Annotated in this window: 21 protein-coding genes and 1 pseudogene; 4 read left to right on the top strand and 18 right to left on the bottom strand. The window is 56.6% G+C overall.

All coding sequences use genetic code 11. From position 1 onward, the window contains the following. Positions 1-63: 63 nt before the first annotated feature. The 7 genes and pseudogenes from AC13D2_RS08610 to AC13D2_RS08580 all read right to left on the bottom strand — a co-directional run bounded on the left by AC13D2_RS08610 (position 64) and on the right by AC13D2_RS08580 (position 7,632). The gene (locus tag AC13D2_RS08610) at positions 64-372 is read right to left on the bottom strand and encodes a DUF3240 family protein (RefSeq protein ID WP_482938476.1); all 309 of its coding nucleotides are present in this window, start codon (positions 370-372) and stop codon (positions 64-66) included. After that, positions 369-3,461, bottom strand: coding sequence for an efflux RND transporter permease subunit (locus AC13D2_RS08605; protein WP_482938475.1), 3,093 nt, complete (start codon positions 3,459-3,461; stop codon positions 369-371). The genes AC13D2_RS08610 and AC13D2_RS08605 overlap by 4 nt, the downstream gene beginning before the upstream one ends. 3 nt (positions 3,462-3,464) lie before the next feature. Beyond that, entirely contained in the window at positions 3,465-4,565 is a 1,101-nt protein-coding gene (locus AC13D2_RS08600; protein WP_482938474.1) for an efflux RND transporter periplasmic adaptor subunit, read from the bottom strand. Further along, the gene (locus AC13D2_RS08595) at positions 4,558-5,859 is read right to left on the bottom strand and encodes a TolC family protein (RefSeq protein ID WP_482938473.1); all 1,302 of its coding nucleotides are present in this window, start codon (positions 5,857-5,859) and stop codon (positions 4,558-4,560) included. Before AC13D2_RS08595 ends, AC13D2_RS08600 begins: the two co-directional genes overlap by 8 nt. Before the next feature lie 139 nt (positions 5,860-5,998). After that, positions 5,999-6,424, bottom strand: coding sequence for a hypothetical protein (locus AC13D2_RS08590; protein WP_292048816.1), 426 nt, complete (start codon positions 6,422-6,424; stop codon positions 5,999-6,001). 125 nt (positions 6,425-6,549) lie between these two features. Then, positions 6,550-6,726: pseudogene (locus AC13D2_RS08585) on the bottom strand (signal peptidase II); the annotation flags it as partial. A gap of 9 nt (positions 6,727-6,735) precedes the next feature. Continuing rightward, positions 6,736-7,632, bottom strand: a complete 897-nt coding sequence (locus AC13D2_RS08580) for a cation efflux transmembrane domain-containing protein (RefSeq protein WP_292048817.1) — start codon at positions 7,630-7,632, stop codon at positions 6,736-6,738. Positions 7,633-7,729: 97 nt separating this feature from the next. On the opposite strand from AC13D2_RS08580, the gene cadR reads away from it, so the two are divergent. Then, complete coding sequence (gene cadR / locus AC13D2_RS08575; protein WP_292048818.1) at positions 7,730-8,137, top strand: Cd(II)/Pb(II)-responsive transcriptional regulator; 408 nt, start codon at positions 7,730-7,732, stop codon at positions 8,135-8,137. A gap of 83 nt (positions 8,138-8,220) precedes the next feature. Here cadR and AC13D2_RS08570 read toward each other — a convergent pair whose 3' ends face one another. From AC13D2_RS08570 to AC13D2_RS08530, 9 genes are all read right to left on the bottom strand, one after another. Continuing rightward, a complete protein-coding gene (locus tag AC13D2_RS08570) occupies positions 8,221-8,793 on the bottom strand; it encodes a TlpA family protein disulfide reductase (protein ID WP_292048820.1) in 573 nt (190 codons plus the stop codon). Positions 8,794-8,850: 57 nt separating this feature from the next. Then, a complete protein-coding gene (locus AC13D2_RS08565) occupies positions 8,851-9,555 on the bottom strand; it encodes an SCO family protein (RefSeq protein ID WP_292048821.1) in 705 nt (234 codons plus the stop codon). A 44-nt stretch (positions 9,556-9,599) separates the two neighbouring features. Further along, positions 9,600-10,193: a protein-disulfide reductase DsbD domain-containing protein gene (locus tag AC13D2_RS08560; protein ID WP_292048822.1), complete on the bottom strand. Its 594-nt coding sequence runs from the start codon at positions 10,191-10,193 to the stop codon at positions 9,600-9,602. A 16-nt stretch (positions 10,194-10,209) separates the two neighbouring features. Then, positions 10,210-11,400: a protein-disulfide reductase DsbD family protein gene (locus AC13D2_RS08555; protein WP_292048824.1), complete on the bottom strand. Its 1,191-nt coding sequence runs from the start codon at positions 11,398-11,400 to the stop codon at positions 10,210-10,212. Then, positions 11,400-12,185 (bottom strand): thiol:disulfide interchange protein DsbG, encoded by a 786-nt coding sequence (gene dsbG, locus AC13D2_RS08550; protein ID WP_292048842.1) that lies wholly within the window; start codon positions 12,183-12,185, stop codon positions 11,400-11,402. The genes AC13D2_RS08555 and dsbG overlap by 1 nt, the downstream gene beginning before the upstream one ends. A 676-nt stretch (positions 12,186-12,861) precedes the next feature. Further along, positions 12,862-13,611 (bottom strand): TVP38/TMEM64 family protein, encoded by a 750-nt coding sequence (locus tag AC13D2_RS08545; RefSeq protein WP_292048825.1) that lies wholly within the window; start codon positions 13,609-13,611, stop codon positions 12,862-12,864. Continuing rightward, entirely contained in the window at positions 13,589-13,774 is a 186-nt protein-coding gene (locus AC13D2_RS08540) for a hypothetical protein (protein ID WP_292048826.1), read from the bottom strand. The genes AC13D2_RS08545 and AC13D2_RS08540 overlap by 23 nt, the downstream gene beginning before the upstream one ends. Positions 13,775-13,805: 31 nt before the next feature. After that, the gene (locus AC13D2_RS08535) at positions 13,806-16,292 is read right to left on the bottom strand and encodes a heavy metal translocating P-type ATPase (RefSeq protein WP_482938472.1); all 2,487 of its coding nucleotides are present in this window, start codon (positions 16,290-16,292) and stop codon (positions 13,806-13,808) included. A 72-nt stretch (positions 16,293-16,364) separates the two neighbouring features. Beyond that, on the bottom strand, positions 16,365-16,766 hold the full coding sequence (locus tag AC13D2_RS08530) for a heavy metal-responsive transcriptional regulator (protein ID WP_292048828.1): 402 nt from the start codon (positions 16,764-16,766) through the stop codon (positions 16,365-16,367). A gap of 172 nt (positions 16,767-16,938) precedes the next feature. Here AC13D2_RS08530 and AC13D2_RS08525 point away from each other — a divergent pair, with 172 nt between their 5' ends. Both AC13D2_RS08525 and AC13D2_RS08520 read left to right on the top strand, forming a co-directional pair. Beyond that, complete coding sequence (locus tag AC13D2_RS08525; RefSeq protein ID WP_292048829.1) at positions 16,939-17,145, top strand: hypothetical protein; 207 nt, start codon at positions 16,939-16,941, stop codon at positions 17,143-17,145. After that, positions 17,145-18,731 (top strand): multicopper oxidase family protein, encoded by a 1,587-nt coding sequence (locus tag AC13D2_RS08520; RefSeq protein WP_292048830.1) that lies wholly within the window; start codon positions 17,145-17,147, stop codon positions 18,729-18,731. Before AC13D2_RS08525 ends, AC13D2_RS08520 begins: the two co-directional genes overlap by 1 nt. 28 nt (positions 18,732-18,759) lie before the next feature. On the opposite strand, the gene AC13D2_RS08515 is transcribed toward AC13D2_RS08520, so the two are convergent. Next, a complete protein-coding gene (locus AC13D2_RS08515; RefSeq protein ID WP_292048831.1) occupies positions 18,760-19,053 on the bottom strand; it encodes a hypothetical protein in 294 nt (97 codons plus the stop codon). A gap of 344 nt (positions 19,054-19,397) precedes the next feature. On the opposite strand from AC13D2_RS08515, the gene AC13D2_RS08510 reads away from it, so the two are divergent. Further along, positions 19,398-19,775, top strand: a complete 378-nt coding sequence (locus AC13D2_RS08510; RefSeq protein ID WP_482938471.1) for a hypothetical protein — start codon at positions 19,398-19,400, stop codon at positions 19,773-19,775. 119 nt (positions 19,776-19,894) lie between these two features. On the opposite strand, the gene AC13D2_RS08505 is transcribed toward AC13D2_RS08510, so the two are convergent. Further along, a partial coding sequence (locus tag AC13D2_RS08505) for a hypothetical protein (protein WP_482938470.1) occupies positions 19,895-20,076 on the bottom strand: 182 nt, incomplete at its 5' end.

Below are 20,076 nucleotides of genomic sequence, written 5' to 3'. Positions count from 1 at the left end.
AGAGGGATCTTAGCTTCTTCACAAGATCCCTCTTCTTACTCAGGTACTTTTCAGCGGTCTAAATCACAGGTGTCCTCCATCTTCCACAGGTATTGTCCAATACACGCCTTGGCCGGTCACAGTGTTTTCCTCTTGGCGAAGCGCCTCCAGTACGACACTTACATCCGCGTCATCAAGCAGGATATCCACTCGCACCCGCGGTGTGTAACCGACCACTTTATCACGTGCCGAGAGAAACGGGTCGCGTTCCACCTGAGCCCCGTGCCCTTCCACATGGCTGAACGTAAAGCCGGATACCTCGCTCAGGGTTCGCAGTTGATCGCCCAATTCCTGCTGGGTATTGGCATGCACAATAAGCGTCAGAATCTTCACGCGTGGTCCTCCGTTGTGGGCTGAGCGAGGCGTCGCTGCGCCCGCCCTTCTATCCAGGCATATAAGGTAGGAAGCAGCACCAGTGTGAGAAGCGTCGACGTGAACAGTCCGCCGATCACCACGACCGCCAGCGGGCGCTGCAACTCTGAGCCCGGCCCGGTCGCCGTTAATAGCGGCACCAGACCCAGGCTGGCGATTAATGCGGTCATGAGTACCGGTCGCAACCTGCGCTCGGCGCCTTCCTGCACAGCCTGGAGCAGCGTTCTCCCGGCTTCACGCAACTGGTTGAAGTAAGTCACCATCACCACGCCGTTGAGCACCGCCACACCGAACAGGGTTATAAACCCCACGGAGGCCGGCACCGACAGGTACAGCCCTGACAGATACAGGCTGACGACGCCGCCGATCATGGCGAAGGGAATGTTGAGGATAATCAAACCGGCCTGGCGCAGGGATCGGAACGTGATGAACAGCATCACGAAGATCAGCGCTATGGCAATCGGCACCACCAACGCCAGACGGGCCGCAGCGCGCTGCTGGTTCTCGAACTGCCCACCATAGGTCACGTAGTAACCTGTCGGCAATTGCACCTCACGTTCCAGGGTGGCACGAATCTCTTCTACGAACCCCACCATATCACGACCTTCGACGTTGGCCTGCACCACTACCTGGCGCTTGGCCGACTCCCGGGTGATCCCAACTGGCCCATCGACTTCTCGGATTGCGGCCACGCTATCAAGGGGAATCTTTTCCCCAGCGGGCGTTTCCACTCTTAGCGCCGCGATATCGTTCGGCGACGTGCGCGCCTGTTCCGGATAACGCAACAACACACCAACGCGTCGATTGTCTTCGATTACCTCCGTGACAACCCGGCCGCCGACGGCAATTTCCACAAGCTGGTTGATATCCTCGATGTTAATGCCGAATCGGGCAATGGCCTGGGGATCAATCTCAACCTGCAGATAGGTTTGGCCTGACAACGGAGCGCGAAAGACATCGACCGCCCCGGGAATGTTATTGATGAGCATTTCGATCTGCTTGGACTTTTCCTTCAGTACCTTCAGGTCATCGCCGTACAACTTAATGGCCATCGCAGCCCGCACGCCGGTCAACATCTCGGAGACCCGCATGTCGATGGGCTGAGTGAAGGCGTAGTCGATACCGACGAAGCGGTCGAGTTTCTCGCGCAACCGCTCCTGAAACTCCTCCAGGCTCACCGTCCACTGGTTCCGTGGTTTGGTGATGAGAAAGTTATCGGTTTGATACAAACCCATGGGGTCCATACGCAGCTCGTCGGCGCCGGTTCGGGACACCACGCCGGTGACCTCCGGCAGCTCCATCATGGCCTTTTGATAGGGCTCGTCGAGCGCCAGGGAACGCTCCAGCGAGATGCTGGGCAGCTTTTCGATGATGACCACCGTGGTACCTTCGTCCATGACCGGCATGAACTCCTTCCCAATCAGGGGAAACAGCAGGGCGGCGCCGAGCAGCAGCATCAATGCGCCACCCACGGCCGTCTTTCCATGATGCAGCGCCCAGCGCATGACCGGCACATAGCCGCGCTTCAACAACTTCAACACCCGGCTGTCTTCCTCAGCGCCACCCCGCATCAACAAGCTGGCCATCACCGGAATGACCGTCAGCGACAGGAGCAGCGAGCCGAAAAGGGCAAAAGCGATGGTCACCGCCAGCGGCGTAAACATTTTGCCTTCTAGGCCGGACAGGCTGAACAAGGGCAGAAATACCACAATGATGATCAGCACGGCAGAGATCACTGGCGTAGCCACTTCTAGCGTCGCGCGGTAGACCAGATGCAGACGATCAACCCCCCTGGGCGCCTGGCTGAGTTGCGCATGAGTGTTCTCGACCACCACCACAGCAGCATCCACCAGGATACCGATGGCAATCGCCAGCCCGCCGAGAGACATGAGATTGGCGCTGACACCAAACAGACGCATCATCACAAAAGTGAACAGCACCGACAACGGCAAAATTAGCGCCACGGTCAGGGCTGCGCGTAAATTGCCGAGCATGACTATCAACACCAACAGCACTAGGACCACAGCCTCGCCCAGCGCTTTTTCCACCGTCCACACCGCCTGGCGGACCAACTCGGAGCGATCATAGAACGGCACGATACGTACACCTTCGGGTAACGCCGCCTTGAGCGCCTCGAGCTCATGCTTGACGCCTTCGACCATGGTCCTGCTGTTGGCGCCCCGGCGCAGCAGCGCCAGGCCAGTCACCACCTCGCCTTCGCCATCGGCGGTTACCGCGCCGTAGCGGGTCATGGAGTTGATGCGGACCGTGGCCACATCAGTGACGTGCACCGGGACGCTATTACGGCTCGCCACGGTGATGCTGCGAATATCCTCCATATCCAGTAGTTGTCCCACGGTACGCACCAACAGCACCTCGTCGTTACGGTTGATCCGGTCCCCGCCGGCATTGCGGTTATTAGCTTTCAGTGCACGTTCCACGTCATCAATTGCCAGGCCGTGGGCCAACAGCGCCTCAGGATCGGCAACGACTTCGAACACCTTGACTTCGCCGCCCAGAGAATTGACGTCGGCCACCCCCTCCACGGTACGTAGGCGCGGACGGATCACCCAGTCCTGGATACTACGCAGTTCCCGGTTGCTGTAGCCCTTGCCCTCAACCCGATACATGTATCCCTCGCTCAGCGGCGTGGTGATGGGCCCCAATCCGCCCTCCACCCCGGCGGGTAGTTCTCCCCAGACCTGATTGAGGCGTTCCGCCACCTGCTGGCGTGCCCAATAGATGTCGGTGCCGTCTTCGAAGTCGATGGTGATGGAACTCAACGCGTACTTGGTGGTGGAGCGTAGCACGGTCTGACGTGGCAGGCCCTGCATCTCCCTTTCAATCGGAAAGGTAATGCGGCTTTCCACCTCGGTGGGCGACAAGCCCGGTGCCTTGACGATCACCAACACCTGGGGCGAGGCGATATCAGGGAAAGCATCGATGGGAAGCGTGCGAAACGCCCATAACCCACCGGCAATGAGTGCAGCGGCCAACAGCAGTATCATTAGCCGCTGGATCAGGGAAAAACGAATCAATGAAGCGATCATGGATTACTCACCCCCCTGGTACTGCCAGTGGGATTTGAGCTCGGCCACGCCGCCGCTAACGATCTCGGAATTCGCCTCGATGCCGCTGGGCACCGCAATCCAGCCTTCCGATTCCAGCCCGATCTCGATCGGCGTTGGCGCATAGCGCCGTGAGCCCAGCACCTTGAACAGGTAGGCCTGCTCGCCCACCCGGAACACAGCGCTGGCGGGCACCATGAGTCCTCGATAGGCCACACCGGTCAGGGTCACGGTGGCGTACATGCCGGGTCGCAACCGGCCGTCCGGATTATCGACCGAGATGCGTCCGCCAAGGGTTTGACTTTGCCGGTCCACCTCAGCCGCAAGCGATTGCAGGCGGCCCCGGTATCCACGCCCGGGACTGGCCTGTACCTGGACCGTGGCCTCCGCACCCGGCTTGATCTCAGACAAGTTGGCGACAGGGATGCGTACCTCGGCCCACAGACTGGACAGGTCGTCCACGTGAAAGGCGGTCTGCCCAGCGGTAATCAACTGACCTGACTCGATCTCGACCCCGGTGACCATCCCATCAATAGGACTGGTCAACTCGAACTCCGCCAGGCGGTCCGGTTTCTGCGCCAAGGCCTGTATCTGCGGATCAGACAGGCCGGCAAGCGACAACAAGCGACGCCGCGCATCCAGCGTGGCGCGGGCGCTCTTGTATTCACTGTCCACTTTGAGCCAACGGCTTTCGGCTACGATGCCGTCTTTCCACAAGCCTTCGATACGGGCGCGCTCGGCGCGCGCCAGTTCGAAACGGGCCAACGTTTCCAGATAGTCGGCCTGCGCCTGGCCCAGGCTGTTGCTGCGCAGGCGGGCCAGCACCTGCCCCTTGCGCACTGCCTCGTTCTCCACCGCCAGCAGTTCGGTCACCATGCCTTCCACGACAGGGGTAACACGGTTGCTCTTGCGCCGGTCGGCAGTGAGGGTAGCGGTCAGTTTCAGACGCGGCTTCAGCTCGCGGGTAGTTAAAGTGGTGGTCGTAAGTTCGGCGCTGGTCAACTGCTCCTGGGTCAGCTCCAGTTCAGCGGCCGGCGCCAGCGCCGGAATCAGCAGGAAAAACAGTATGGCTAGTGGCTTATTCATTGTCAGTATCCTGTTCAGTGAGGACAAGGGCACGACCGGCCGCCAGGCGCAAATCTGCAGCCTCCAACCAGGCCTTTTGCAGCAGTTCCAAATAGCGTTCATGGGCGTCAAAATAGGTGTTGTTGGCATCGATTACCGATAGGATTTCTACCTCACCGTTGGCGTATGCCTTGCGCGTCAGTTCGAATACTTTTTGCGCAGGCTGGAAAACTCGCGTGCGGTAATGCTCACCCTGCTTAATGAGCTGATTCAGATTCAGAAAACTCTGCTGCAAGCGACTTTCCAAATTCCGTTCCAGCACCTCTAGCTCCGACTGGCCCTCAATTACTTGTGACCGGACTTCTCCGATACGACCGCTGTTTCGGTCCCAGAGAGGAATGGTGATACCCAGGCCGATTCCAGTGACATCCTGACGACGTCCGTTGAGTAAATCCTGCTCACGAAACACGCGCAAGCTGATATCCGGCAAACGCTCAGCACGGGCCAAGTCCACACCTGATCGCGCTGCCTCGACTCGGTGTTTCGCGGCGAGCAGCGCCGGATGATTCGTCAGACCAGCCTGCAACTGCTCCAGCGCGTGGACGAGGCCGAACGGTTGAAGGGAAGTCAGTCGAGGTGTCGCCTCTCCGGGTAGCTCCAAATAGACGCGAAATCTGCTGAGCGCTTCATTGTATGCGCCTTCTGCACTATTCAATGCCTGTTGCGCGGCTTCCCGGATCAGATCCATGCGCAAGCGCTCCAGGTCGGAAAGCTCACCGGCTTGAGCGCGGCGGCGTCCGGTGTTCTGCAGGTCATCGGCAAGTTGCAAGCGTTCCTCCGCCAAGCGAAGGCGTTCCCAGGCCAACTGCATGCTGTGATAGCGCTGCGCTACCTGGGTTTCCAGGCGAATCTTTTGATAGCTCTGTTCGGCCTGAGCAGCGTCCAGTCCCGCCCCGGCAACCGCCTTCTGGTACCCGATACGACCGCTCAGTGGCAGCGGCTGGCTAATCGCAAACTGGGTGAAATCAGTGCCTCCGGTGCCCGCGTCCTTGCCAATACGGTCGTCGGCACGCAATTCGATCTGCGGGTTCGGCCACACACCAGCCTGTTGCAGAGCTCCCCGGCGGGCATTGACAGTCGCCTGCGCACTACGAATTTCCGGCGCAATCTCAACCGCACGCCGGATACTGTCTTCCAGTGTCCATATACCCCGCGATTGACCCATGACCGATACCGACGCAGTACAGGACAGCAGGAACCACAGCACCACCGCTCGCCGATTTTTTCGGCGTGCCAAGAAAAAAACATTGAACATCATCCACTCCTAAGCGCTGCGTCGGTGATACGACACGCGCACAAATGAATCCAAGATAAAAAGCCATGTGGTATTGCTAATGCACAGACCAACGTTAAGTCTCCGCAGGCAAAACCATCTAACAGGAAATATCAGATTCTCAGAGAGGGGGCGCGCGCAGAGGCGGCCTTAGATTGAAAGGGGAAGAAAGAAACCTCGTATGGCGATAGAGGCGCCATAATACCTGAGAGCAAAATCGTCTCGGCAGAAGTAGAATCACTAACGCAAACAAGGCGAGGACCATCGATCCAAGCGGCAGTTTTTTCAGGGATCCTTGTTGAGACAGGTCGATGTGACCCACTTCGTCAGGATGTTTCTTGCCCGAAACACCGTAGTCGACGTGGCTTTGTTCCTGATGCACATGTTCCGACGTGGTCGGCTCATGATCATAAGTATGCATATGCAATCGCGCGCCTTGGATGAAGACCAGGGCGGCAGCCAAATACGTTACCCAGAAAATTTTCTTGAGCGTGATTAATTGTGATCGATGCATAGGGTCGGAGCTTACCCATTCTTCTAATGCCAAGCAACAAATTCGTCTCCAGTTTCAATCTTCTGCCCCGGATTTCTCATAAAGAGTTAAAAGGAAGCGGCTTAACGAGCGATTGTTCCAATCCCACGGAATCGATTCAATAAGTTCTTTATTGGCAAAAGACTGAATGCGGCACCTGTGTTCCATACCTGCACCCAGTAAAAGAATGGTGTCACCGAAACCGACTCGCCATATGCCATTGATAGCTGGACCAGCCATTTTACAACCTGGTCAGACGCGACTATCAGGCCGGAGATGGACAACAGGGCATACGGCGAGAGGTATTTGCCAATCATGGACGTTGCCTAACCCTTGAGGGCCAGAATGCGTCTGGCTCCGTTAAGCACGACAACCCCCGCGATGGTACCGATAATCAGATCCGGATAATTGGAGCCGGTCCACGCGACCAAGGCGCCAGCAGTGATGACGCCCAGGTTGATCACCACGTCATTGGCCGAGAATATCCAGCTTGCCTTCATGTGCGCCCCACCCTCTCGATGTTTGGATATCAGCAGCAAACAAGTGGTATTGGCAATCAGTGCGACGAATGCGATAAGCATCATCACCATCGATTCCGGCTCACTACCGAAGACGAAGCGTCTCACCACCTCTGCGAGCACGCCAACAGCCAGAATCAGCTGGAGTACCCCCGCAAGATGCGCGGCGCGTACCTGCATTTTCACGCCATGCCCAACGGCATAAAGGGCGAGCCCGTAGACTGCCGCATCGGCAAAATTATCGAGGGACTCACCAATCAGGCCGGTAGACTGAGCGATCAGACCGGCTGTCATTTCCACTACGAACAGGGCTGCATTGATGCCGAGCAACCACCTCAGGGTGGCGGACTCCTGGGTAGCAGAGGCTACGGAGGATTCAGCGGCCTTGATGGTCTCCGGATCAGCAGCGACGGTTTTTTGAAGCGAGGCGCCCAGCCCCAGGGTCGTCAGTTGCGCAGTGAAAGGATCAGCCTCTCCATCGTGCACGACCTTCAACCGGCGGTTCGACAGATCGAAAGACAGCGCCCGAATCTCATCAAAGCCATTCAGGGCCAGGCGAATCATTCGTTCTTCTGACGGACAGTCCATCTTCGGCACGGCATAAACGCTGACCCAACTTCCCGATGCTTCGGAGGAGTTCCCCCTATCGGTATCTGCTTGGGACGTTGCATCGCAGCCGCAGACGTCTTCAGAGGATTTGCTCATGATACGACTCCACTTGAGTATTATTGAGTGATGATTTAAAACCATATAGTCACTATAAGGTCAATAAAGCCGAAAGAATCCGTTGAGGAGGAACCTGATGCGCATTGGACAGTTGGCTCGGTCAGTAGGGGTCGATACCCAGACGATCCGTTTCTATGAACAGCAGGGCTTGTTGCCGCCGCCTGATCGGCAGGCAAACGGTTACCGCGCCTATACCGAGAAGCATTGTGAATGGCTGGCTTTCATCCGTCGCTGCAGGATCCTGGACCTGTCATTGGCTGAAATTCACGAACTACAGAGCTATCAGGACAACCCTCATCAGCCTTGTACTGCCGTCAACGCCTTGCTTGACGATCATATCTCTCATGTGCGGTCGCAGATAACCGCTCTGCAGGCGCTTGAGAAACAACTCGTTTCACTGAGAGCAAGTTGCAACGATGACCGGGAAGTTGAGGCGTGCGGGGTTCTTGCAGGAATCAACGCGAGCAGCACGCATCAGCAGTAATCTGACAATATGTCAGTTTGTCTCATTCTGATGCTCGGGTGCACTCTACCAGATACCCGCTATTCCAAACGCGCGGGCCGCAGTCAGTCCGGAACCCTGGCGATGGCACGGCTAATAAAATCCACCATGGTCGGGCTGTCCCAATCCGTGGCACCGACCAGACGGCCAATTTCACGACCTTTATGATCAATCAGCAAGGTCGTAGGGACGCCTTCTATGCCAAGGGTTGAGGTAGCCAGTGTGGACGGATCAATATACTTACGAAGGTGTTGTATACCCGTTTCCCGGTAGAATTCTTCAACAACACCGATGCCTGCATGGTCAATCGACAGAGCAACCACTTCGAATCGCTCGCCCCCCAGTTGAGCCTGGAGTGAGTCCAGTGTCGGCATTTCCTCGCGGCAGGGTGCGCACCAGGTCGCCCAGATGTTGAGCAACACCACTGTGCCGTGAAAATCTGCCAGCGTTAAAGGTTTGCCCTTTTCGTCTTCGAATGCCAGTTCGGGCAGATTCCGGGCTGTTTCCCAGGTCAGAAATCCCTGTGGGCCGACCGATTCTGGAACGTCCCCCGCCGTCGAAACAGCAGGGGCAAATGAAATAGCAAAAACGAGCATTGCAGCCAGTACCCGGGCTACAGGTGTAGGTTGCTGCCACATTGACAGTTGCTCCTGTTCACGGTTGTCTGCCTCTTGCCTCGTTGCTGCCCACAGAGACTACTCACCCTGCATCAGGCCTTCGATACGCCCATGCAGCCGGCTCCAGAACCCATCATCGGCTGCGGCATTGGGGCCTATGGCGATGGCCTTAAGATAGGTCACCAGATGCTGAGGCTCGAATTTCAGGCCGTGAAAGCGGGCACGCATCTGTCCCTGTGGATCAATCACATGAGTGACTACACCATGTACCTGGACTCCGTCACCCGTGTCCGTGAATTGAACGCCATAGGCCTTAGCGAGTTCCGACGTCAACCCAGGTGATTCGTTCTTTGCCCGGTAGAGAAAGTGCCAATTGCCGGGGTTGAGATCAAAGTTTTCGCCGTAGGCACGCATGTTCTTCCGGGTCCCGGCGACGTCTTCGCGATCGGTGGCGATGGTGATGAAGACCACCTCTTCGCTTAGCCCTTCTTCTTCAACCCCGGTCTGCAACTGCCGGATCAGGTTCATGTGCAAAGGGCAGGCCTCAGTGCAACGCGTGTAGAGAAAATTGAGCACGACGGTTTTACCGTTTAAGTCCGCCAGGGAGAGGGTCTTGCCGTCGGTGCCGGTCAGGTCGAACGGAGGGGCCGGTTGATCGACAAACTGGGCATACCGCTCTTTTTCATTTAACGACGCTTCGACATCCTCCATGGAGTGGGCATAAGCCTTGAGGCTCCCCAGGGCGACCATGGAAATCAGGAATACTCTTATTATGCGGTTCACAGTGGTTCTCCGTTTAATTCCTTTTTGGAAGGAAAATCTTGGGGTCATTGTGTGTTGGTATCGTCCAGATTCAGGGTAAGGGGCAGGTCAGCCGGTGCCAGGCAAACGCCTTCGTCACTGCAGGCCTGTACCCGCACTGTCATTTCGAGCTTGCCGGCTTCTTTCAAGATAGCCGTATGCGTTTCGTCGGGCAGTAGCCGAATGCTCGCGTCGTCGTCGTAAACCTCCAGGGCGGTATCATCAAGGGTAATGTCACTGACCCGGCCACGTGGATACTGAATCGGAATGTCGAGCGACTGGCCATTAACCGCGGAACTCGCGACCGTGGGAATCAGGAACTCCATGGAGGCCGGGTTGGCGTTCACATGCCAGCCGGGGTCAATGTCCAGTGCCAGAACAATTTCTCCGGTATCACCAATCAGTGCTTTATTCTCGCCAACAATTTTCAGGCGCACCTTGTCGGAAGAGTCCGCCAACCCGGTTCTGGCACCTGGTGCCGGGCCTTCAGAACTGGCCGGTGCAGTCTGGGTAGTGCTGGCGGTATTTCCGGTATTGTTATCGATCAACACGAATGCGGCTGCGATTACGATCAGTAAAACTGCTATGCCAGCCAGCCATGCCTTGGGTCGGGTCACCATATTTGATCTCCAGTATCTAAAGTTGTGAGTTTCCGGTGCGGTTGATCGCCTCAACCAGGCTGTCGGTGTCAAAGAGCCCCGTGAAACGGGCGATAACAGTACCGTCGCCGTCAATCACCGCCGCAAAAGGTAAGGCCTGCCCACCCGTCGCGGTTAACAATGCGTCCTTCTCAGGGTCACTCGCTGTCACGTCGACCTGAATCGGTACCATGTTGGCGCGCCGCACGGCAGAGGCCACAGCGGGCTCCTTGTACACCGTGCGCTCCAGCACTTTGCAGTTGATGCACCAGTCTGCGGTGAACTCCAGCAAATAAGGAGCGCCACGGGCTTTTGTGTCTGTCAGGAGTTTTGGTGAGTAAGGTTGCCAGACAAGTTCGCCCTCACTGTTCCCCAACGGGGAGGCAAATACCACAGCCACCGCAAGGGCAAGGCCTGCTGCCGTAGCTGCGATCACACGCACGGCGCCGTTACCCTGGATGAATCGGCGGATACCCCATAATAGGACCAGTGCCAGCCAGGCCCACCATAGCCATGGGTAAACCGCTTTGGGCACCAGGCTCGCGCTGAAAAAGACGGCCGCGGCCAGCAAAACCAGCGCGAGCACTTCACGAATAGCGAGGGTCCAGGGCCCCGCCTTCGGCAACCGACTCAGCCACTCAGGCTTAAGCATCAGTACCGCGTAGGGTAATGACAGCCCGAGCCCGATACTGCCGAATATCCCCATGATCACCGGCGCTGGCTGAGTGACGGCAAAAGCCAGAACGCCACCCAGGAAAGGCCCTGCACAGGGTGCGGCCAGAACCGCGCTCAACAGCCCTGAGACGTATGCCTCAAAGTAACGCCGGCCATGGGCCGAGGCGGCAAACGCAGGGACCGGGATAGGCAGATCCAGCCAGGTGACCACCGCAAAGCCGACCATCAACGCAACCAGGACGGCCACGAATACCGTCGACTGGAATAACGTGCCCCAATTCCACTGCAGCAGCGCGGTCAGGCCACCCAGCGTCAGGAAAAAGGTGAGTGTGCCGGCGCTGAACGCCAGTGCAGCGAGCACGCGATGTGACCGCTGGCTGCCCGCCTCCCGCAGGATGGTCCGGACCTTGATGGGAATCGCGGGCAGCACGCAGGGCGTCAGGTTCAGCAGCAAACCTGCCATAACCGCCATCATGATCTGGCCGGCGATAATTAATGAGGGAAACTGATCCATTACTCAGCGATCCCCAGCATCCTACCGAGCGCTTCCAGCTTGGGCACACCGGTCTGGCCTCGCCATTGGCCGTTCGTGTCCCTGAACAGTAACCCTGGCGTTCCGCTGAAACCCAACTCGGCCATCCACTGATTGTGTTGTTCGAGCGCGGCCTCAAGGTTCGCCGGGATGGGGGTGAGTTCAGAAATTCCGCTACCATTACCGTTGTTGCCGAAATTATCTTCAAATGCCTGCAGCGCGCCGGCCCGGTCCTCTGCATCCATGATAGCGGCGGAGAAGCCCCGGCTGGAGGGCTTTAGAAAACCAACCATGACCCAGTGCAACCTGACTTTCCCCTCCGCTACCCAGCTCCGGGTCTGCTGCCAGAATTTGTGGCAGAAAATGCAATTTGGATCTGCGAATACGTAGATCTCGGGAGCACCCTCACCGCCCTCGCTCACCAGATGGCTATCCTGAGCAAGCTGCTCGGCAACTGATGCGTAGGCCGGATTCGCTATATAACGTGCAGCGTATTCGCGGGTCAGGTCATTGCCGTTGCTCTCCAGAAGCGCGCCGGAAAGAACGTAGTCACCGAGGCCATAGACGATTCCGGTTTTTCCGTCCCCAGCCTTTACGACATAACCGGTAACGCCCTCGGCTGGCGTGGAGAAGCGTTCGATCACCGTAAAACCGACTTTTTCCTGGAGCGCCTTGACTCCTGGATCCATCGTCGGTGCCGCAGACGCCAGAGCTGCAAATAGACTTAAAAAAAGTGCTATCGAAAACTTACGGCAGAGCATGGTCATGCGCCACACGGAGTGCTCCAAAAAGAGTGACATCACAAGTACGTTCCCATTTTTAGGTATTCATCAGGCAGTAAAACCGCCAGGAGTGACTGACTACGTGGTGGTATACCGCTCAAGGTCGAACGACAGTTGCTCGACGCGGGAACCCCAGGCGATCAAAGGTTCAGGAAGTTGCTGAATACTTGGGAGGAAAAGGGTCTGGCCCTGAAAGTACACGGCCGGAATGAGAAGAATAGCCCCTGGGAAAAGGAGAGGACGATAACACTGGCAAATCCGGAATGACAGATCTGGCGACATGGGAAGAAATACATGTGCTGCTACAGCTACCCTGAGCCTGAAGCATGGCGCAGTCAGGCATCGCCCGGGCATCCGGCAAAAGAACACAAGCCTCAGCCATGGGCTCCACCTCAAAAGAGGTCGCAGCCGCTCCCTGTGAAACAAGGAAAGAAGCTACGAGCAGCATTGCTGCCAGTCCCAAAAACCGCTTCTTCATCGCGTCGATATCCCGATTAGAGAACAGCTGAATAAAATGCCTTTAACGTGTAAAACATACTTCGGTACCATAACCCACATCAGTGGGCGTCGCCAAGCAGGCAGAAACGACTCACCGTCGTCTATCCACAATAGTCCGTCGGCCAATTGAGACTGGACATGCGCAGATAAGTTCCTCCAAATGTTATTGTTCGAGCGCTCTCTTAAGCACACTGCGTCGAGAAAAAAACAGCTTCGCTACAACCGGCAACAGGGTAATGCCGCTGACGAGAATCAGCATGATCGTCATCAGCCCTGACTCGGATGCCATGAGCAATCCGCCAAATGCTGTAATCAAATAGGCCGTCGGAATAACTCCGGCCAGCGTTGCGACGACGAAACGCCAGAGCGCGAGGGGCGTCAGGCCTGCTGCATAGCTGACTGCATCGAAAGAGATGAAGGGCACCATTCGTGACGCAAAAATGGCCAGCATCAACGCACTTTGGGAGCGCTCCTTACCCAACCAACTCAACATCGGGCGCACCCGACTCCAGCGATGGATAACGTCGTACCCCAGGGACCGAGCAATGGTAAAAGCGATCAATGCGCCAGCCTCGGCACCGACAACCACAATCACCGTCCCCCAGAGAGAACCATAGACCGCACCGGCAACCATGGCGATCGGGGCGCTGGGAATCGGGCTCAGGACGATGGCCATGATCATCAAGCCGATGATGCCCACCGGCCCCCAGTACCCCAGTTGATCGATCCATTCCCGCAACGCAACTTTGTTGGTCACTGTGGCCAATGCTCCCGTCTCCAGCATGACCCAGTAGGTTGCGGCCAGAACAACCAACAGAAGCAGAACCCCGGCAACTTTTGCTGTTGCGTTCAGTCGTTCTCCATTACTTTCCGTGGGATCCCGATGGATTTTAGGCTCCAGAGTGGTGTTCATAATCCCCTCTGGTGTTCTTTCTCGCGCTTCCAGATTCATCTTTGTTTCTGGAAAGCAGGTACTTGGCAAGGGCGGCGACGCCAAGCACAAGGGCGACGATGAGCAAAAGGGATATCAACCCCATTCCCGCCATTCCAAACATGCATGCCTCACTTGTCATCATGTCAATCTCCTGGTTCTGTGTATTGGCTCTCTCATGAGGCGCTTGCCTGTACGGCACTGCCGTCGTTCATGTCGCTGGCCACGGTTTGTCCGCTAGCGGGTTTAAACCGACCCAACCGGAGCGAGTTGGTCACCACAAATACGCTGGACAGGCTCATTGCACCGGCGGCCAGCATGGGGTTGAGCAGATAGCCGGTAAACGGGAAAAGAACGCCCGCAGCCACCGGAATAAGTGCCAGGTTATACCCATAAGCCCAGACGAAATTGCCGAGGATCGTTTTGCGGGTACGCCGGGAGAGCGCGGCGGCATCCACAATTCCCCGAAGGTCGCCGCGCATCAGAACCACGTCGCCTGCCTCGATCGCAATGTCAGTACCCGTGCCGATGGCAATACCCACATCGGCCTGGGCCAATGCCGGGGCATCGTTGATGCCGTCACCGACGAAAGCGACCCGTGCGCCGTCTTCCTGCAGACGCTTTACTTCTGCCGCTTTCTGGTCCGGCAATACCTCCGCAAGCACCCGTTCAATACCCGCCTGCCGCGCGATGGCCCCGGCGGTAGCGCGATTGTCACCGGTGAGCATGGCCACACTCAGCCCTGCGGCCTTAAGCACAGCAATCGCCTCCAACGAACCATCCTTGAGCGGATCGGCCACTGCAATCAGCGCGGCGAGGCGGCCGTCGACGGCAACATAAAGCGGGCTTTTTGCCTCTTCAGCGAGTGACACCGCGTTGTCGGCCACGCTGGCCAAATCGATACCGAGGCGGCGCATATAACGGTCCGCGCCCACATTGATCCGGTGCCCGGCCACTTGAGCCTGGATCCCGTAGCCTGGCTCTGCCTGGAAATCACTGACCGCTGGCAACGTGAGCCCCCGATCCCTGGCACCCTTGACGATGGCTTCCCCAATGGGATGTTCGCTCTCGGTTTCCACAGCCGCGACCCAGGCCAACACCTCATCCTCACGGCCTTCCACCCCGATGAAATCTGTCAGCTCGGGCCGTCCCCGGGTCAGGGTGCCGGTCTTGTCAAGGACGATGGTGTCCATTCGAGCCAGCGTCTCAAGCGCCGCCCCTTTGCGGAACAGCACGCCCATTTCGGCGCCCTTGCCGGTTCCGACCATAATGGCCGTCGGCGTGGCCAGCCCCATCGCGCAGGGACAGGCGATCAGCAGCACACTGACCGTTGTGACGAAAGCAAAGGACAGTGCCGGAGCAGGCCCGAAGCTAAACCAGGTGATGAACGTCAGGATCGCAAGCAGGATCACAACAGGTACGAAAACCCCGGCAATCCTGTCAGCCAGCTCCTGAATCGGGGGCTTATCGGCCTGGGCCGATTCCACCATGCTAATGATCTGTGCAAGAACGGTGTCCGCGCCCACCCGGGTAGCCCGAAACGTCAGTGAACCATTCTTGTTGATGGTTCCACCCACCAGTTCGGCGTCTTGCTGCTTGGCGACCGGTACCGGCTCGCCGCTGATCATGGACTCGTCCACGTAGGACTGACCCTCTTCCACCACGCCATCAACAGGAACGCGTTCGCCCGGACGGACCTGGATACGGTCACCAGGCACTACCGCTTCAATCGGAACCTCGACGGCTTCCCCGTTCCGAATGACACGGGCGGTCTTGGCCTGCAGTTGCAGAAGCTTTTTGATCGCCTCCGACGTCCGGCCTTTGGCGATGTGCTCGAAGTAGCGCCCCAGCAAAATGAGCGTCACGATCACCGCCGCCGCCTCGAAATAACTCTCGGCGGTGCCGGCGGGGAAAAATCCGGGAACCAATAATGCTGCAACGGAGTAGAAATAGGCGGCGCTGGAGCCGATCATGACCAGGCTGTTCATGCCTGGGTTGGCATGGCGCAGCTCAGCGTAGCCGGACCGGAAAAACCGCGACCCGGCGTAAAACAGCACCGGCGTGGTCAGTAGCCATTCAATAGCCATCCAGCCCCGATGAGACAAGACATTGGCGTAGATAGCCTCAAGAGCAGGAATCATCTTGCCCATCGCAATAAGAACCACCGGGATGGTCAATGCCGCAGCAAAGATCACTTTCCGGCGAAGGTCATTGCCCTCCTTGTCCTGCTCTTCCGCTTGAGTGCTGGTATCCGGTTCCTGAGGTTCATAGCCAGCGTCCCGGATGGCCTGATGGATTCGCGGCAGCGACAGGGTGTCCGACAGGAACTCCACAAAGGCTTTCCCGGTGGTCAGATTGACACTGGCCTTGACCATACCGGGCTGCTTGTTCAATGCCTGCTCAATCCGAGACACACAGGAGCCGCAGGTCATGCCGGTAACGGGAATTTCCGCGGACTGTACCCGTGGCTGATAACCGGCATTCTCAATTGAGTCGACCAGGGTAGCCGGAGTGGCGGGCTGATCAAATTCCACAGTAGCTTTTTCAGTGGCCAGGTTGACCTGGGCTGCCGAGACACCGAGCTGAGTCGTGAGAGCCCGTTCAATGCGACCTACGCACGACGCGCAGGACATTCCTTCAATACCAATCTCTATTTTTTGCATCCCGATCCTGCTCCTCCGCGTGGCTGATCCAGCGCGCTTCTCACAAATTTATCTCGCCAGCAAACCGCAGCGTCACCCCTTTTCGGCGATGGCTTCGACAATAGGACAACCCTCCATCGGGCCTTCCCCCGAGCATTTCTCCAGAGTTTGTGACAGGACTGCCTCGATACGGGAAAGGTTCTGGATCTGGTGTCGGATTTTCTCCAGTTGCTCGCTCGCGATGCGCTTGGCCTCTGCACGGTCACCATTGGCATCCTGAAGCATCAGGAGTTCACGAATCTCATCAAGAGTGAAACCCCATTGTTTGGCATGGATGATGAACTGCAGCCTGGCAATCGCATCCTCGGGGTAACGGCGATAATTGGATTGGGTTCGCGCAGGCTCAGGCATGAGATTTTCTCGCTCGTAAAAGCGAATCGCATGACTGGCCACGCCGCTTTGGGCAGAGAGTTCGCCGATATTGAACGTTTTCATTTATTCACCTTAAGCTGAGTCATCAATAACTGTTAGTTACCATAACCTTGAAGTGAACTTTAAGGTCAAGGGATTTTTGAACGACTCGTTATTGCAAAATCCAAACAGATGCTCAAGACTCATTCGACACGCTTTTTATTACATGAACGGCGAAGAGCCCGGAGACACTGCGATGAAGGTTTTTGAGAAGCTGTTTATTTTAATGATAGGGCTTGTCCTGCCAATCTTCGCTCTTGCTGAGGGGCCCGGGCGCATGGGAGAGGGCATGATGCAGGGCATGGGCGGTATGGGGATATTCATGATGGTTATCATGATTCTTCTGGCTGTGCTTCTGATACTCGCGATTCTGGCGCTGATCAAATACCTGAGGAACAAGTGATGAGCCGGAAAAGAGTCCACCGGCGCACAGTCCTTCAGGCCATGGCAGGCACCGGATTTCTTCTCACGCTGTCGCCGGGATTTCTGCTTACAGGCTGTGATGGCGGGGTAAGTGCGACTGAATTGGGAACACTCGGCCTTGATTCCGAAGAATACGATGTTGAACTGAATCTTTATGCAACACCCGACTCTTTGTCCATACTTCCAGGCACGCCCAGTGAGGTGTGGCGCTACAGGGCGGAATTACTCAAAGGACCGGAAGGCACTATCTCCGAAAACCCAGACAGCTACCTGGGGCCAACGATTCGGCTGCGCCGAGGCCAGACAGTAAAAATCCATATTCACAATGAGCTCCCGGAAGACACTACTGTGCATTGGCACGGGCTTCATGTGCCGTCCGACGTAGACGGCCAACCTAGGCTGCCGATCCGCCCTGGCGAAATGATGACCGTTGGCTTCGAGGTGTTGGACCGCGCCGGACTGTTCTGGTACCACTCCCATGCTCACGGCGACCAGGGCGGGCGCGTGGGGTTCCAGAGTTACGCGGGGCTTGCTGGACTCCTGATCGTTGAAGACGACGAAGAGTTGGGGCTACGACTGCCGGCCGGTAATAATGAACTGTTATTGGTGCTCCAGGATCGGACCTTCGAGGGCGCCAACGAACTGGTATACCTCGACGGTGGCATGGGTGCCATGATGGATCGCATGCGCGGTTTTCTGGGAGATCGGATATTGGTCAATGGAACTCCCCCAACCACCCGCAAAGTTGCCACCCGCCCATACCGACTTCGAATTCTCAATGGTTCCAATGCCCGCATTTACAAGCTGGCCTGGAGTGACGGGCGATCCATCACGGTTATCGGAGCCGATGGTGGCCTCCTTCAACAACCGGAAAACAAACCCTATGCGGTTCTGGCTCCGGCGCAACGGCTTGATATCTGGGTAGATCTTTCCGATTCCCGACCCGGTAGCACATTGAAGCTTGTAAGCGACAGTTATGAAGCTGGAATGATGAGCGGCGGCATGATGAATGACGGAATGATGGGGGGCATGGGGATGATGGGTAACGCCACCCTGCCCGCCGGCAGTCGTTTCACCCTGATGACACTGGAGGTGACCGACTCAACCAACACCATCGAGCCGCTGCCCGCGGAGCTTGCCCGGGCACGCAAGAAAATACCCGTTACCGATGCCACACCGGTCAGGCAGTTTGAGTTAAGCCACGCGATGATGCGGGGTTTTGCCATCAATGGTCGGCGCTTTGCCGGAACCACGGTTGCAGATGGCGAAAAAGTCCGCTTGGGAGACACGGAAATCTGGGAATTCCGAAACAACACACCAATGCCCCACCCCATGCACGTTCACGGCTTGCAGTTCAACGTTGTAGGGCGACGAGGCGGCAGATGGGATAGCTTACAGCACGGCCTGGTAGACAGTGGCTGGCACGACACGGTTTTGGTTATGCCTCGTGAAACGGTTCAGGTGACGATGAAGTTCGAGCGCTTTGACGGCCTTTACATCTACCACTGTCATAACATGGAACATGAAGATGCAGGAATGATGCGCTATTTTCAGGTGCAAGGCTAAACGCCACGATATACCTCGTAGCGCACATTCATTGTCGGAATGCTTTCGTCGAGTGTGAAGCACCCGAGACCTTGGACTGAGAAGCTGCCGACTGGACATCACCAGCCACGCTCGCCTGTTCAACTGCGGCCACCGAGCCTTTCTTGTCTTTGCATTTGCTCATGCACAACCCCATACCGCACATGATCAGACATGGCAGGAGGAAGATCAATATAGGCGCGACCCCAAGCAGCACAAGCTTATCCCAGCCAAAAATCAGTCCGGCGGTGACACCGATGGCACCTAACACCCACCAGCGCCGTGGCCCTGTCAGCAACCCCATAAGTCCTCGTGAGCCGGTATCCGGAACCGTCTTACTCTTTTCGTCGCAGTTCGTTTTGTTACAGCAACTCATTATAATTCCCTCATTTCCCAGAACCGTTCTCCGTCACTTACGTTCACCGCTGGAGCGGAGAAAAGCTCTACAACTAGCGATTTCAAAAAGATAACGTTGAAGTAAAGTTTAAGGTCAAGTGTTTTGTGAAAAAAACGGATCGACCTTACTACGCGACTTTGAATTTCCAGAAAGTAATGGCATTGGCATAAAAAACTGCTAGGATCTGGTGAACGATGTGGCGAAGGTTGTGTCACAGTGTTGGAGATTGATAACTTAGTGACCGAAATTAAATGACCATAACGAAAAGCCAGATTTTTTTCTTGTTGTTATCACTCATAATGGTGATAAGCGCTCCGGCGTTGGCTGTTTCCGAAATGGCCGACGTTCAGGTTGATGCGTCCATGATGGACTGCGGTTCCATGATCGCCGATGCAACCAGAACCAACGGATCTGCTTATGATGACGTGGCTAGTTGTTTCACAGGTTCAGACACGGCCTGTCCGACGGCCAACGGGCTGAACAGCTGTGGCGTCAGTATCGGTCTTTTTCCAACAGGCCTTAGTGGCCTGATCGATGCCGGTTCCCAGCCGCTATTCAGTGCACTTGAGGGCAGCTACCAAGCCCCTTACCTGGCCTTTATCACACCCCCTCCAGAAAACCGCTCCTGAGTCTTAATCCGAATTTTTGCCCATTGCGGCAAGATTATTTCCGTTAATTCTTACAATAAAGCCTCGTGTGCACATTAATGCCTTGCGAGTTTTTAACTGGAGCAAATCAAATGCGCAATTCAAATATCAAGTTTTCGATTACTGCCGCCATTTTCGCCGGGAGTTATGGTGATTTCTGGTGTATGGAGGCAGGTTGAAAGGGTGGCGTATCCTGTTGGTTGATCTCGACCAAGATCACAACCAACAGAGGGATGATACGCCATGTCAAAGTCTACCCTGCACGCTCTTTCACAACCAGAGC

The sequence above is a fragment of the Marinobacter sp. B-12 genome (assembly GCF_056857915.1).
This window is presented reverse-complemented; position numbering and strand designations above follow the sequence as displayed.

Excerpts from the sequence above, each read along its gene's own strand:
- AC13D2_RS08545 (WP_292048825.1), bottom strand. The coding sequence starts at position 13,611 with ATGAACACCACTCTGGAGCCTAAAATCCATCGGGATCCCACGGAAAGT.
- AC13D2_RS08510 (WP_482938471.1), top strand. The coding sequence starts at position 19,398 with ATGACCATAACGAAAAGCCAGATTTTTTTCTTGTTGTTATCACTCATA.
- AC13D2_RS08560 (WP_292048822.1), bottom strand. The coding sequence starts at position 10,193 with ATGGTGACCCGACCCAAGGCATGGCTGGCTGGCATAGCAGTTTTACTG.
- AC13D2_RS08595 (WP_482938473.1), bottom strand. The coding sequence starts at position 5,859 with ATGTTCAATGTTTTTTTCTTGGCACGCCGAAAAAATCGGCGAGCGGTG.
- AC13D2_RS08530 (WP_292048828.1), bottom strand. The coding sequence starts at position 16,766 with ATGAAAACGTTCAATATCGGCGAACTCTCTGCCCAAAGCGGCGTGGCC.
- AC13D2_RS08520 (WP_292048830.1), top strand. The coding sequence starts at position 17,145 with ATGAGCCGGAAAAGAGTCCACCGGCGCACAGTCCTTCAGGCCATGGCA.
- cadR (WP_292048818.1), top strand. The coding sequence starts at position 7,730 with ATGCGCATTGGACAGTTGGCTCGGTCAGTAGGGGTCGATACCCAGACG.
- AC13D2_RS08600 (WP_482938474.1), bottom strand. The coding sequence starts at position 4,565 with ATGAATAAGCCACTAGCCATACTGTTTTTCCTGCTGATTCCGGCGCTG.
- AC13D2_RS08605 (WP_482938475.1), bottom strand. The coding sequence starts at position 3,461 with ATGATCGCTTCATTGATTCGTTTTTCCCTGATCCAGCGGCTAATGATA.
- AC13D2_RS08570 (WP_292048820.1), bottom strand. The coding sequence starts at position 8,793 with ATGTGGCAGCAACCTACACCTGTAGCCCGGGTACTGGCTGCAATGCTC.
- AC13D2_RS08515 (WP_292048831.1), bottom strand. The coding sequence starts at position 19,053 with ATGGGGTTGCTGACAGGGCCACGGCGCTGGTGGGTGTTAGGTGCCATC.
- AC13D2_RS08555 (WP_292048824.1), bottom strand. The coding sequence starts at position 11,400 with ATGGATCAGTTTCCCTCATTAATTATCGCCGGCCAGATCATGATGGCG.
- dsbG (WP_292048842.1), bottom strand. The coding sequence starts at position 12,185 with ATGACCATGCTCTGCCGTAAGTTTTCGATAGCACTTTTTTTAAGTCTA.
- AC13D2_RS08525 (WP_292048829.1), top strand. The coding sequence starts at position 16,939 with ATGAAGGTTTTTGAGAAGCTGTTTATTTTAATGATAGGGCTTGTCCTG.
- AC13D2_RS08580 (WP_292048817.1), bottom strand. The coding sequence starts at position 7,632 with ATGAGCAAATCCTCTGAAGACGTCTGCGGCTGCGATGCAACGTCCCAA.
- AC13D2_RS08535 (WP_482938472.1), bottom strand. The coding sequence starts at position 16,292 with ATGCAAAAAATAGAGATTGGTATTGAAGGAATGTCCTGCGCGTCGTGC.
- AC13D2_RS08540 (WP_292048826.1), bottom strand. The coding sequence starts at position 13,774 with ATGATGACAAGTGAGGCATGCATGTTTGGAATGGCGGGAATGGGGTTG.